This is a genomic window from Evansella vedderi, from assembly GCF_030813435.1.
Lineage (GTDB): Bacteria > Bacillota > Bacilli > Bacillales > Salisediminibacteriaceae > Evansella > Evansella vedderi.
The window spans coordinates 23,693-37,092 of sequence record NZ_JAUSUG010000021.1 but is presented as its reverse complement, the minus strand read 5'-3'; the positions used below and the strand labels follow the sequence as shown (position 1 = coordinate 37,092).

The window sequence follows — 13,400 nt, the reverse complement described above, 5'->3', positions numbered from 1 at the left end:
TTTTCTTATTGTTTAGGAAATTATATTTTTTCTGAATGTGGATAACAGTAGCTGAATAATCGTCTAGCTTCATGCGCCATCGGCTCGAGAAAATTTCTGCCCGAATAAAAAGCAAAAAAGCGTTTTTTATCGGTCAGAACATTTTCCGTTCGAATAGGCAACGCGCGCGTTGCCGCTTCGATAGGCAGGCGCATTGCGCTTTTGTTCTTGCCTTGGGAAAATAAGAAAGAAATTACGCGCCCGCAGGAGTCTCGCGCCTTTCGCTACAATCAACCCTGTTTAAAAATCAACAATGACCTTTAACAGAGCCAACAAAAAAGGTAACCTTGAAGCATCTGCCCCAAAGTTACCATCTATCAACCAAACTATAATCAAGCCTCCATAGACCCGACTACCATTTTAACTGAAACCCCGTTCTTATCCGCCTTTAACACCTGCAGCTCGTGTTCGCGGAAATAACCACCAGCCTCCAACGCTTCGACTAACTTACTACCTTCATCTTCAGGAGTATAAAATAATACAATAGGTCCAGCTCCACTCAAGGAAGCTCCATAAACGTTCAAACCACCATCACCAAAACTATCAACCAACTCCAGGGCTACCTTCAGTTCTGGAACTACCTCCTTGCGGTATGGCTGATGCAAGAAATCCTTACTCATCATTTTTCCAGCTAAATCCCAGCGTCCTTGCAGCAAAGCAGCAACTAATACATTACTAACGCCGCTAGCCTTTACAGCCTCCCCAAACGCCAATTCACGAGGCAGTAAATCCCTAGAAACAACGGTCTTCAACTCATAACTAGGTACGACAGCCACAATGTCAATCTCCGGACACCCTCCTAATACAACATCCGTACCGTCATCTCCTCGATGACTTCCAATTACCAAACCACCATAAACAGATGCCGCAACGTTATCTGGATGCCCTTCCCAAACACTAGCCCGGCGAACCTTCGCCTCTGCACTCAACCCTAAATCTAATAATTGATTCGCTAGTTCAATTCCAGCTACAATAGCCGCCGCACTACTCCCTAATCCTCGGGACATGGGGATGTCGCTGTACATTCGAACCTCACAAGGGGGGAGTTCAAGCCCCGATTCATCCGCGACCGCAGTAGCAACCTCATAGATCAAATTATCCTTCCCTACTGGAATGCCATCCAAATTCTCGGACAAAGGGATAAAACGCCACTCATCGCCCCGTTCCACATGTAAGGTTAAATAACGGTCCACTGCCATTCCAACGGAATCAAAGCCAGGTCCTAAATTAGCCGTACTTCCAGGTACACTGATGGTAAAGACGCCCCGAATCATAGCCGAACACGCCCCAAAATATGATCAAATACCGCCTCTTCCTCATTTGGAAGAACAACAGGCTCGAAGCCTCCATTATCAATAGCACAATTAGGGTCCTTCAACCCATTTCCTGTTAATACAGCAACTACTCGCGAACCGCGCGCAATTTCACCAGACTTAACCTGCTTTAATACTCCTGCAAGGGAGGCACAGGATGCCGGTTCCGCAAAAACTCCTTCCGATTGAGCTAATAATTTATAGGCGGCTAAAATCTCTTCATCGGAAACCTCATCGATTTTTCCACCAGACTCCATAGCAGCATCTACAGCATAACCCCAGCTTGCTGGATTTCCAATACGAATGGCTGTTGCTACTGTTTCCGGTTCTTCAATGATCTCCCCCCGAACAATGGCAGCAGATCCCTCAGCCTCAAAGCCGCGCATTTCTGGGAGGCCGCTTCCCTTCAGTTCATTATATTCCTTAAACCCTTTCCAATAGGCTGTAATATTCCCCGCATTCCCCACTGGTATTGCCAATACATCCGGCGCTGAACCGCCCAACTGATCACATACTTCAAAGGCGGCTGTTTTCTGCCCCTCAATCCTATAAGGGTTAACGGAATTTACAAGGGTAATAGGGGAGACCTCGCTTAAATTACGGACCATCCCTAAGGCATTATCAAAGTTTCCTTTTATAGCGTAGATCTCCGCACCGTACATCACTGCTTGAGCAAGCTTCCCCATGGCAATCTTCCCATCTGGAATAACAACAATACAGCGTAATCCGGCTCGGGCCGCATAGGCAGCAGCTGCGGCGGAAGTGTTCCCTGTGGAGGCACACATAATTGCTTCACTGCCTTCCTCCTTCGCTTTGGCAACAGCCATCACCATGCCACGATCCTTAAAGGATCCTGTTGGATTTGCACCTTCATATTTTACATAAAGCTCTACACCCCATTTTTCTGACAAACGCTCCAAGGCTATCAATGGTGTGTTTCCCTCATTCAAGGAGAGCATCGGTGTCCCTTCATTTACTGGTAAAAATTCTTTATATTGCTGCAGTAAGCCTTGCCATCTACTCATCGTTGCTCCTCTCCTTCTACACGGTAGCTGCTTTTTACCTGATCAACTACATCTAAATCATTTAACTGCATTAATACCATCTCATAATCCTTCTTAGAAGCAGCATGGGTAACCATAATGATTTCCGCCGCCGCATTCGTAGCATCGTTACCCTTTAAAGGTAACTGCAGGATTTTTTCCAAGCTTACGTTCATTTCCGAAAACAACGAAGTCAACGCAGCAAAGGTTCCAGGCTGATCCTTCGCGTGAATTCTTAAAAAATACTTCGCTAAAATTTCTCTATCAGACTTCAGCTTCTTTTCAAATTGAGGCAAGATTGCGCTATTTCCATTCACACCTAGGCGCATATTTTTCACCACTTCTACAAGGTCAGACACAACGGCAGTTGCAGTAGGCAATTTCCCAGCACCTGGTCCGTAGAACATCGTTTCCCCAACAGCTTCACCGTACACATAAACAGCGTTGAACTCGTTGTTTACAGCTGCCAATGGGTGGGAAAGGGGAATGAAAGTTGGCTGTACACTAATTTCCACCTTGTCATCCATACGGCTTGCCAAGCCAATAAGTTTCATTTCATAGCCAAGCTGTTTTCCATAATCCAAATCTTCCTTTGACACTCCTGAAATACCAGCAACGCTCACATCTTCTAGATCTATCTTCATGGAAAAACCAAGTGTTCCGAGGATACAAATTTTTCGTGCAGCATCAAGCCCCTCCACATCAGAAGTGGGGTCACTCTCCGCATAACCAAGCGCTTGCGCTTCTGCTAAAACTTCGTCGTATTCTCTTCCATCTTGGGACATTTTCGTCAAAATATAGTTTGTCGTTCCATTAACAATTCCCATCATTTTTGTAATCCTGTCGGAGGAGAGACCCTCTACTAAACTACGTAGAATAGGAATACCCCCAGCAACACTAGCTTCATAGAAGAGATCACATCCATTTTCTACTGCCACAGCAAGCAATTCGCTTCCATGGAGGGCCATTAAATCCTTGTTGGCTGTTACGACATGCTTTTTATTTCGAAGGGCCTGCAATATATAGTTTCTCGCTTCTTCAATACCGCCCATAACCTCAATTACTACGTCTATTTCTGGATCGTCGATGACATCATTAGCGTCCGTCGTAAGGCGGGTTCCATTCAAATAAACATCCCGCTTTTTCGTTACATCATTAACTAGTATCTTCGTTATTTTTACTTGACAGCCCACTTGATGCATCAGCTTATCCTGATGGTGGTCAATAATTTGTACCACACCGCTTCCAACTGTTCCTAGACCAAGTAAACCAACGGAAACCTTCTCAACCATCTAACTCTCCCTTTCCTTCGTCCTCTATAAAAAGACATCTGTTTATATATAAAAGACATTATAGAGGTTGGAAGATATTTTTACAACCCCAAAAAAATGTAAAAACCCATCTGTAAACCCTTACACAAATCTTTTTGTAAACGCTATCACCGTTGGGGTGCATGGAAACTTACGTAACTTATAAAAAATTCAGAAAAAAGTTCTGGAATAAAAAAATCCCCCTCCTCCCATCAAAATTTAGAGGGGAGGAAGCGGGTTTCTACCTATTTATTATCTTTAAATTCTTTTTTAATGTCCTCTAACAGTGTACTATCTGTTAGAACATCGTACCCCGTCAGGGCCATTGTTTTTGCGGCAAGTATCATGCCCTCAAAGCCTCCCTCACTTAACGCCGCTTCACGGAACTCGTGAGTGTGGGCTACTATTGGTGTTTGGCTAATTTTAATAAATGGATGAATGGATGGTACTCGTTGACTCACATTACCCATATCCAAAGAACCGCCGCCGGATTTTTCCCCAATATCCTCAACAGCTACCCCGAGCTCCATTAAATTATGTGTGAAACGCTTAGATAAAGCCTCGTTTGTGATCATATCGTCGTAGGAAAACTCATAGTTTGAAATGGTAAGCTTGGCTCCTGTTGCCATAGCCGCGCCTTCTGCACAGCCCTTGACCTTCTTCACCACGCCATTTAGCTCTGAGCGCTTATTGGCGCGCACGTAAAATTGGGCTACCGCATAATCAGGCACCACATTCGCCGCTTTACCGCCTTCAGGAATAACCCCATGAATGCGGACATCGGAGGTGACATGCTGCCTTAAGGCGTTGATCCCGTTAAACGTCTGAATGACCGCATCTAGTGCATTAATACCTTCCTGTGGTGCTGCTGCTGCATGGGCAGACTTACCCCGAAACTCAAATTGAATGGCATCCATGGCTAAAGAGGACCCGCTCTTCACGTACGAGCTGCTAGGATGCGCCATAATCGCCACGTCGAGATGATCAAAGACTCCTTCTTCAGCCATCGTTACTTTGGCACCTCGGGTTTCCTCAGCAGGTGTCCCGTACACATAAATGGCGCCTCCCGTTTTCCCAATCACCTTACTTAAGGCGATTCCCGCAGCAATCCCCATGGTTCCAATTAAGTTATGTCCACAGGCATGTCCTACCTCTGGCAGGGCATCATACTCGGACATATAACCAATATGGGGACCAGGCTTCCCGCTGTCATAAAAAGCCTCAAAGGCAGTAGGCTGGTCCACCACCCCTGTTTTCACCGTAAAACCATGCTTTACAAGCTCCTCCGTCAATGCCTGGCACGCCTTGAACTCCTCATTGCCAAGCTCCGGATTATTCCCTATGTATTGGCTTATTTGATAGAACGCTTCTCGGTTTTCTTCAATGGATTGAATAATTTTGTCTCTCATAAATGTTGTAACCCCCTTTTTTTCATTGTATCATGTGGGGCGGGTGATACTGGAATGAAAAGGGGCGAATCAGTAGTGTTACACTTTACACACTTATTCACCCCGCCCTTTTATTTAGCTTAATTTCTCATCGGGCTCTACTTTTCTTAGTCCTTCCTTGGCTGGGCCTTCGATTACATCTCCATTGTAGGCATAGCGGGAACCGTGACAAGGGCAGTCCCAAGTTCTGTCGCCGCTGTTCCACTCTACCTCACAGCCCATATGTTTACAGGTTGTATCTACACAATGGAGTGTGCCGTTTTCCTCCCGATAAGCGCCACAGCGATTTCCGTTGATCATCACAAGGTCACCTTCACCCGGCTGTATATCTTCAGGGCGCTTCCTTGTGAATTCCAGCTTCCCTTTAATGAACTGCTTCGTAACATTCCAGTTTTCTTTAAAGAAATGCTTTAGGCTAGGGTCTGCATGGAAGCGTTCCGTTGAGAATACCTCCATTTCCGGTGTGTCCTTTTCTAGGACATAGTCCCGTAGGATGTGAGCAGCTACTGTACTGCTGGACATACCCCATTTTCGGTAACCTGTTGCCACAAAAATATTTGTTTCATTGGCAGAAACGGGACCTATGTAAGGGACTTTGTCCTGGGTATATAAATCCTGTGTGGACCATCTGTATGGAAACTCCGTTACTTTAAATGTTTCCTGACCGAAAAGTTTCAAGGCTTCATAATGCTTCATTTCCGGCTCCCCTTGGCCCGTTTTATGCCCCTCACCACCGAGAAGCAGGTGAGTTTCTCCATTAATTTTTACTGTACGAACAGAGCGGCTCGGACTATCCACACTTAAGTACATTCCGGGCAGCGTTTCAATGTCTGTTTTAGCTGCAACAACATAGGAGCGTTCCGGGTGCATTCTCATGAAGTAATATCCTTCCCCTTCGTAAAATGGAAAGTGAGAGCAGGAAAGGACCTTGTGGCAGGAGATTGTATGACCATCCCGTGTATCCACAACTAAGGTATCTCTGCCAGTTTTTGATTCCGTCAGGATACTTTCTGCTGTTGTCTCCTCAAAGATTTTTCCACCATTAGTCAAGAATTTATCCACAAGTGTGGATAAATATTGTGTAGGGTGGAATTGTGCCTGGCTTTTCATGATTAATGCCCTTTTAACCTCCACATCGAATGGAAGGGAATCAGTAATTTCTGAAGGAATGTTAAGCTTTTGATAAGCTTCATATTCCTTTTCTAATTTCCGAACAGACTTATTTGTGTTTCCGTAAAGAACAGCATCCTTTTCCTCAAATTGACAATCGATTTGAAATTTTTTAACCGTTTGGCGAATGAACTCTAACGCCTTCGTATTTGCTTCGTAATAGTTTTTTGCAAATGTTTCACCAAAGTGATGAATAAGCTCATCATAAATAACATTATGCTGAGCTGTAATTTTTGCCGTTGTATGACCGGTCGTTCCATTCATAATTTTGGACGCTTCCAGAATGGCAACATTAACTCCTTCTTCGCTCAGAAGGTAACCCGTTGTAATTCCTGTAATACCACCACCTACAATAACCACATCAAAATGAGCGTCTTCTTTTAATTTCTCAAAATTAGGTCGTTCTGTAGAATTTAGCCAATAGGATTCCGGATATCTTGGCAATCCCTCATAATTATGTCCACCATTTTCCATAGCTCGGTTCCTCCTTCATACATAAAAATACAATATATTCCTCTTATTTTTAGAAGAAGGGTGCCTTTCTATACGGAAAGAAGGACTTTAATTCGTAACTCTCCATTTGAAGTAATAACTCCACTGGACAACCTCATACAAATATATAGAAGAACATTAATTAAAGGAGTTATTTTTTATATGGGTTTTTTAAAAGGATTTAAGGAGTTTGCCGTACGGGGGAATGTGGTGGATATGGGGATTGGGGTAATCATTGGTGCTGCCTTTGGGAAAATCGTTTCCTCCTTTGTCTCTGATATTCTTATGCCGCCGCTAGGATTGTTAGCAGGGAGAGTGGATTTATCTAATCTGTATATTAACCTTTCAGGCGGTCGTTATCGCACTTTATCTGAGGCTGAAGAAGCAGGAGCAGTAATGATTAAATACGGAAACTTCATTGAAACGATTCTACACTTCATTATTGTCGCCTTTGCCGCCTACTTGATTATCATTCAAACGAATAAGTTGAGAAGGCTACCTAAAGAGGCAACGAAAACGAAGGATTGTCCCTATTGCTATTCTGATATTCCGATGCGGGCACTTCGTTGTCCTAACTGTACCTCTGAAGTTGCTGAAGAGGATAGGAGAAAAAACGATACGAATAATGGACACCGATCAGGACAAAGAACCGTTGTTAAAATAAATTCCCGTTAGGTTAGCACCTAAAAAAATCTTTCCCCATCCCCCTTCACAAAACATTCAAATATGTGAAGTGCATCACAATAACTCCAGAGGGGGCTTGGGACACCCTTATCTGGTTTGCTGTCCTGGTGACCAAGGCAATGTATTTAAATGAATTGGGGATGGTTCCATGGTTTAGCGACACAATGGGGGGAGCGGTGAGTGGTATGAACGGATTAATAGCCCTCGTAGTGTTTGCTGTCGTTTATTTCTACTCCCACTATTTTTTTGCCAGTAATACAGCCCATGTGACCGCCATGTATGCCGCCTTTTTATCGGTAGTAGTTGCTGCTAGGGTTCATCATTTCCATTATCCATATTATCGTGTGGATTGGAATAGGGGGCCTATGGTGGAAGCTATTAGGATATTGGTAATAGGGGTTTAATCCATTTTTTACCGCAGGAAAAAGACATCTACCTATCGAACATTTATCATATAAATGTAAGATAATATATCGATAAAGGGGAGTGGATTGCTATGAGGGAAACGGTGATTATTGGTGGAGTCAGAACTCCCATTGGTAGACGAAATGGGAAGTTAAGTCACGTGAGACCGGATGAATTATTGGCAAAAACTCTTGCTGGGCTTATGGAAAAAACAAAGGTTGATCCGAAGGTAGTGGAGGATGTCATAGCGGGCTGTGTTAGTCAAGTAGGAGAGCAGGCCCCTGATATAGCTAGAACAGCAGCACTTATTGCAGGGTTTCCGATCCATGTTCCGGGAGTAACCATTGATAGACAATGTGGATCCAGCCAGCAAGCGGTACACTTTGCTTCTCAGGCCATTGCCAGCGGCGATATGGATGTGGTAATAGCCTGCGGTGTGGAAAGTATGTCGAGAGTACCCATGTTTTCCAACATGCAAGATGCAACCTACAGCCCTGTTCTAACAGAAAAATATGAACTTATTAACCAAGGCTTATCGGCTGAGAGAATCGCTGAAATATGGGAGATGTCCCGTGAGGAGCTGGATACTTTTGCATTGGAAAGCCACCAAAAAGCCTTAAAGGCTCGGGAAGCAGGTATTTTTAAAAAGGAAATTCTCTCGATAAAAGTTCGGGCAGAAGGAATAAATGAATGGGTAAATGATGACGAAGGTCCCCGTGAAAATACATCCATTGAAAAACTAGGGCAGCTGAAAACAGTTTTTCAAAAGGATGGGGTAATTACAGCTGGTAACTCCTCACAAATTAGCGACGGTGCTGCCGCTATTCTTCTGATGAGCAGAGAGAAAGCAGAGGAACTGGGTTTAAAGCCTAGATTCCGTATTGTTGCTCGGAGTGTGGTAGGTTCCGATCCAACGTTGATGCTTACAGGACCCATACCTGCCACAAAGAAGGTGCTAGAAAAGGCAGGTTTAACCCTTGATGATATGAATTTATATGAGGTAAATGAAGCCTTTGCTTCTGTTCCCCTTGTTTGGCAAAAGGAGTTGAATGCTGATCCGGCTAAATTGAATATTCATGGTGGTGCTATCTCCCTGGGACACCCATTAGGGGCAAGTGGAGCTAGGGTTATGGTAACCCTAATGAATGCCTTGGAGCAGACGGGGGGAAGGTACGGACTTCAAGCCATTTGTGAAGGCTTCGGAATGGCTAACGCTACGATAATTGAACGGTTGGATGAGTAGGTGAAATTACAGGGGGAGTAAGGGATAGGGGGTATTTTTAACTCGAGTTTTCCCGCTAAATCACTGGCTATCTCTTGAATTTAACCGTAGTAATTTGAAGCAGGTTCAGCTGAATCTGGTTCATTTTGCTGCGGTTAAGACTATGCATAAACGGGACCAGCAAAAGCAAGTAAACTAGCTAACTTGCCCTTGCAAAGTCCCGTTTCAAAATTAACTCTTCATCTTCGGATCTAGGGCATCCCGTAACCCATCTCCAATCATATTGAAGCCCAATACAACGAGCATAATTGAGATACCTGGAAATAGTACTAGCCAAGGGGCGCTTTGGATATATTGTCTGGAATCAGACAGCATTTTTCCCCATTCTGGTTGTGGTGCTTGAGCTCCAAGTCCGAGGAACCCGAGTGCAGCAGCCTCAAGAATGGCTGTGCCGAAGCTTAAGGTAGCTTGAACGATAATCGGTGCCACACTGTTAGGCAATACATGATGGAAAAGAATTCGACCATTTTTCATCCCCTGTGCTTTGGCTGCCATAATATATTCCTCTTGCCTTATGGAGATTACCTTAGATCGGACTAACCGCCCGAATATAGGTATATTTACGATGGCAATGGCAATCAATGCGTTTTGCAGGGATGGCCCAAGGATAGCAACAATAGCAATAGCTAGTAAAATACTAGGGAAAGCTAGCATGATATCAAAGATTCGGGAAATGAGCATATCCACCCATCTTCCAAAAAATCCGGCGATAATTCCTAGTAAAGTACCGAAAAATAATGCCCCAGTTACAGCAAAGAATCCTACTATTAAAGAAATTCTTGCACCATATACAATTCGCGTAAACGTATCCCGACCTAAATCGTCGGTTCCAAACCAAAATTCAGCAGAAGGGGCAGTTAAACGTGGACCTGCATTAATTTTATCGTAGGCGTACGTTGTTAAGAGTGGTGCAATTAAAGCTACTAAAATAAAGAACGTAATAATAATTATTCCAAGGATAGCTAATTTATTTTTTCTTAATTGCCAATAAGCTTCCGTCCAAGGGGAAATGGATTCTACCTTTTCTAGCTTCGGTTTCTTATTTTCCGGCCCAGGGATAGGCTGTTTATTTGTTGAAGATACAGTTTCCATGAATTGTCCCCCCTGTTAGTATTTAATTCGAGGATCGATATAACTGTAGAGTAAGTCTACGACTAGGTTAATAAGAACGAATATAAATGCGATGACTAGAATACCAGATTGAATGACTGGATAATCCCTCGAGCCAATAGCTTCAAAGAGATATCTCCCAATTCCAGGCCAACTGAAAATAGTTTCTGTGAGAATGGCACCACCGAGAAGGGTACCCGTTTGTAAGCCCACAACAGTCAATACAGGTATAACCGCATTTTTAAATCCGTGACGGTAAATAACGGAAAGGGGACGAGATCCTTTAGCTTCAATCGTACGAATATAATCGGAACGTAATACCTCTAACATGCTGGATCGGGTCATCCTTGCGATAATCGCCATTGGTATTGTTCCTAAGGCAATCCCAGGGAGGACGAGGTGTTTAAAGGATGTCCATAATTGGTCTGGTCGTCCATTGATCATGGAGTCAATAATGTAGAGATGGGTTATTGCTTCCACCGGATCTCGTGGATTACCGCGGCCAAAGGCTGGCAGCCATCCTAATTCCTGTGCAAAAATCCATTGCTGCATAAGTCCTAGCCAGAAGATAGGCATGGAAACGCCGATCAGAGCAATAACCATACATGTATAATCAAACCAAGAATTTTGCTTCCAAGCACTAATAATTCCAGCATTCACCCCTACAACAACAGCAAAAACCATTGCGAAAACCGTTAGTTCAACGGTTGCAGCTAAATGGGGCCAAATTTCTGTTGCAATGGGACGGTTGGTTCTTAATGATGTACCAAGATCCCCTTTTAGAAGATCAAAAACGTAACTAAAGTATTGAACATAGGCAGGCCGGTTCAACCCTAACTGTTCTTCAAGATTTGCTATGGCAGTAGCTGTCGCTTGATCCCCTAAAATGATTCTTGCAGGGTTCCCCGGAATGAAATGAATGATGGCAAAGGTCACGATGGACATTCCAATCAACACGGGAATAAGCATCAATATTCTTCGAACGGTATAAGCGAGCATAGAGTTCACCCCTAACATCCATTTACTATGTACATTTTGAAAAATAGACTCCTATTTTATAAAGGCTGTTTCCGTAAACATTGTTATTTTTTAAGAAGCTTGGAGAAGCAAAAGGCGACAATTCCAACGACGAGTGAAGCTTCATGAAACAACTAAGGAGGACGCTTTTCCCGAGGGAGGCTGAGCCATTTCCCGCGGAACCAGGACGGTGACATTACGCCGTTACCCACAAGCGGGACCTAAGACGCTTCCTCGAGTAGTTTGCGTCGAGTAATCGAAGGAGAAATCTTTCAGAAAATAGAGTTAATTATAAATAAGGACAGGGGAGGAAATGCTTCAATGTAACACAACATTTCCCCAAACACCTGCCCCATCAGGCTTCATTGACTACAAGAAGTGTTACCTATCTATTAGTCAACTAATTCAACTTTTGTTAAAGGCTCACTTGTTGATAAGTGAGGAACGTAGTTTTTCACACGGTCGCTACCGGCTAATACTGGAATAGAGTGTACCAATGTAATCATTGGAGAATCCTCATGGATGATTGCTAGTGCCTCTTGGTAAAGGGCTGCACGCTCATCCTCATCTACTGTTGTTCTAGCTTGTGCTAACAGATCATCCACCTCTGTGTTAGAGTAGAAGGTAGAATTGGTATCAGGGATACCTGCTGTACTTAATAGATTACCTAAGAAGTAATCAGAGTCACCGTTTGTTCCAGACCATCCAAGCATGAATACGTCCTGGACACCTTTTGTGATCTCATCTAAATAAGTAGCCCACTCTAGCGTAAAGATATTCGCCGTTAAGCCAATATCAGCGAAGTTAGCTTGTAATACTTCCGCAGCACGCTCAGGGTCTGGCATATATGGACGGGCAACAGGCATTGTCCATAGGTCAAACTCAAAACCATCTCCGTATCCTGCTTCAGCAAGAAGCTCTCTCGCAAGCTCAGGGTTATATTCATATGGCTCAATATTATCGTTATAGCCTAAATATGCTGGTGGAAGTGGGTTCTTAGCAGGTTCTGCTAAACCAGCATAAAGTAATGCAATTAAGCTTTCTTTATCAACAGCGTGGTGCATGGCACGACGAACTAAAGGATTATTAAATGGTTCCTTCTCCATATTGAAGCCAAGGTAACCGAAGTTATTGGTTTCACGTTCGAAGGCTTGTAAGCCTGGCTCGTTTTTAATTGTTTCATAGTCATCTGGAGCTAACCCATCCATAATGTCGATTTCACCAGCACGTAATGCGGTTAAACGTGCAGAGTTATCAGGAATTACTTGGAAGATAACTTCATCTAGCTTAGGGTAATCAGACATCCAGTAATCTTCAAATTTCTCTAGTCTAATGTTGTCGTTTCTAGTCCAGCTAACAAACTTAAACGGACCAGTTCCAACTGGGTTTTCGTTAATAGTTGGACCATATTCAGCTAAAGCTGCAGGGGAAGTTATGGCAAAATAGCTCATGGCCATATTTTGTAAGAAAGCACCAAATGGCTCTTTCAACACGAATTGAATTTCGTAATCGTTTATAATATTGATTTCTTGAATGATATGCCCTTCGTCCCCTTTAAAACCGCCAAATTGGTTACCGTATACGCTATAAGTGTACCCGTCATCCTTAAAGGCAAACTCGTGATCAGGATCAGACCAGCGCTCGAAGTTAATTTTTACTGCTTCAGCATTGAAGTCTGTACCATCATGGAACTTCACTCCTTCACGTAAATAGAAGGTATACGTTACATTATCATCGGCAACTTCCCATCTTTCCGCTAAGCTAGGTTCCACATCAAAGGAGTGTTCGCTAAATCTTAATAAAGACTCATAGATTTGAAGGGTAATACGGGAAGATTCACCGTCTTGGGTACTGGCAAAGTCAAGGCTTTGAGAATCTCCACCACGGGCAAAGATTAATGTTCCCCCTGATGCACTGTCTTCTGTTGCATCGTCATCTGTTCCATCATCTGAACCACCATCTGTTGTGTCTTCCGTGTCTTCTCCTTCGTTTCCTGAGTCTGCAGGTTCATCACCACCGCCACAGGCTACAAGGAAAGCTGCAAGTACGAAAGAAAGCAACACTAACCAAAAGCTTTTCTTCATTTC

10 protein-coding genes and 1 pseudogene are annotated in these 13,400 nt (G+C 43.6%); 3 read left to right on the top strand and 8 right to left on the bottom strand.

Annotation, left to right across the window (positions count from 1 at the left end; translation table 11 throughout):
- Positions 1 to 371: 371 nt before the first annotated feature.
- The 5 genes from thrB to J2S74_RS21360 all read right to left on the bottom strand — a co-directional run bounded on the left by thrB (position 372) and on the right by J2S74_RS21360 (position 6,797).
- Positions 372 to 1,313, bottom strand: coding sequence for a homoserine kinase (thrB, locus tag J2S74_RS21380; protein WP_307329851.1), 942 nt, complete (start codon positions 1,311 to 1,313; stop codon positions 372 to 374).
- A complete protein-coding gene (gene thrC, locus J2S74_RS21375; protein WP_307329848.1) occupies positions 1,310 to 2,377 on the bottom strand; it encodes a threonine synthase in 1,068 nt (355 codons plus the stop codon). Before thrC ends, thrB begins: the two co-directional genes overlap by 4 nt.
- Positions 2,374 to 3,687, bottom strand: a complete 1,314-nt coding sequence (locus tag J2S74_RS21370; RefSeq protein ID WP_307329846.1) for a homoserine dehydrogenase — start codon at positions 3,685 to 3,687, stop codon at positions 2,374 to 2,376. Before J2S74_RS21370 ends, thrC begins: the two co-directional genes overlap by 4 nt.
- A gap of 263 nt (positions 3,688 to 3,950) precedes the next feature.
- Positions 3,951 to 5,114: a M20 family metallopeptidase gene (locus J2S74_RS21365; protein WP_307329843.1), complete on the bottom strand. Its 1,164-nt coding sequence runs from the start codon at positions 5,112 to 5,114 to the stop codon at positions 3,951 to 3,953.
- A 114-nt stretch (positions 5,115 to 5,228) separates the two neighbouring features.
- Entirely contained in the window at positions 5,229 to 6,797 is a 1,569-nt protein-coding gene (locus tag J2S74_RS21360; RefSeq protein ID WP_307329840.1) for an FAD-dependent oxidoreductase, read from the bottom strand.
- Between the two features lie 180 nt (positions 6,798 to 6,977).
- Here J2S74_RS21360 and mscL point away from each other — a divergent pair, with 180 nt between their 5' ends.
- The 3 genes and pseudogenes from mscL to J2S74_RS21345 all read left to right on the top strand — a co-directional run bounded on the left by mscL (position 6,978) and on the right by J2S74_RS21345 (position 9,147).
- Positions 6,978 to 7,490, top strand: a complete 513-nt coding sequence (gene mscL, locus J2S74_RS21355) for a large conductance mechanosensitive channel protein MscL (RefSeq protein ID WP_307329837.1) — start codon at positions 6,978 to 6,980, stop codon at positions 7,488 to 7,490.
- A gap of 77 nt (positions 7,491 to 7,567) precedes the next feature.
- A pseudogene (locus J2S74_RS21350) lies at positions 7,568 to 7,892 on the top strand (anion permease); the annotation flags it as partial.
- Between the two features lie 103 nt (positions 7,893 to 7,995).
- Complete coding sequence (locus J2S74_RS21345) at positions 7,996 to 9,147, top strand: thiolase family protein (protein WP_307329835.1); 1,152 nt, start codon at positions 7,996 to 7,998, stop codon at positions 9,145 to 9,147.
- Positions 9,148 to 9,357: 210 nt separating this feature from the next.
- Here J2S74_RS21345 and J2S74_RS21340 read toward each other — a convergent pair whose 3' ends face one another.
- From J2S74_RS21340 to J2S74_RS21330, 3 genes are all read right to left on the bottom strand, one after another.
- Positions 9,358 to 10,278 (bottom strand): ABC transporter permease, encoded by a 921-nt coding sequence (locus tag J2S74_RS21340; protein WP_307329832.1) that lies wholly within the window; start codon positions 10,276 to 10,278, stop codon positions 9,358 to 9,360.
- Positions 10,279 to 10,293: 15 nt separating this feature from the next.
- Positions 10,294 to 11,295, bottom strand: a complete 1,002-nt coding sequence (locus J2S74_RS21335; protein WP_307329829.1) for an ABC transporter permease — start codon at positions 11,293 to 11,295, stop codon at positions 10,294 to 10,296.
- Positions 11,296 to 11,705: 410 nt separating this feature from the next.
- Positions 11,706 to 13,397, bottom strand: coding sequence for an ABC transporter substrate-binding protein (locus J2S74_RS21330; protein WP_307329826.1), 1,692 nt, complete (start codon positions 13,395 to 13,397; stop codon positions 11,706 to 11,708).
- Positions 13,398 to 13,400: the final 3 nt, after the last annotated feature.

Coding starts and splice junctions, on each gene's coding strand:
- thrB (WP_307329851.1), bottom strand. CDS start 1,313: ATGATTCGGGGCGTCTTTACCATCAGTGTACCTGGAAGTACGGCTAAT.
- thrC (WP_307329848.1), bottom strand. CDS start 2,377: ATGAGTAGATGGCAAGGCTTACTGCAGCAATATAAAGAATTTTTACCA.
- J2S74_RS21370 (WP_307329846.1), bottom strand. CDS start 3,687: ATGGTTGAGAAGGTTTCCGTTGGTTTACTTGGTCTAGGAACAGTTGGA.
- J2S74_RS21365 (WP_307329843.1), bottom strand. CDS start 5,114: ATGAGAGACAAAATTATTCAATCCATTGAAGAAAACCGAGAAGCGTTC.
- J2S74_RS21360 (WP_307329840.1), bottom strand. CDS start 6,797: ATGGAAAATGGTGGACATAATTATGAGGGATTGCCAAGATATCCGGAA.
- mscL (WP_307329837.1), top strand. CDS start 6,978: ATGGGTTTTTTAAAAGGATTTAAGGAGTTTGCCGTACGGGGGAATGTG.
- J2S74_RS21345 (WP_307329835.1), top strand. CDS start 7,996: ATGAGGGAAACGGTGATTATTGGTGGAGTCAGAACTCCCATTGGTAGA.
- J2S74_RS21340 (WP_307329832.1), bottom strand. CDS start 10,278: ATGGAAACTGTATCTTCAACAAATAAACAGCCTATCCCTGGGCCGGAA.
- J2S74_RS21335 (WP_307329829.1), bottom strand. CDS start 11,295: ATGCTCGCTTATACCGTTCGAAGAATATTGATGCTTATTCCCGTGTTG.
- J2S74_RS21330 (WP_307329826.1), bottom strand. CDS start 13,397: ATGAAGAAAAGCTTTTGGTTAGTGTTGCTTTCTTTCGTACTTGCAGCT.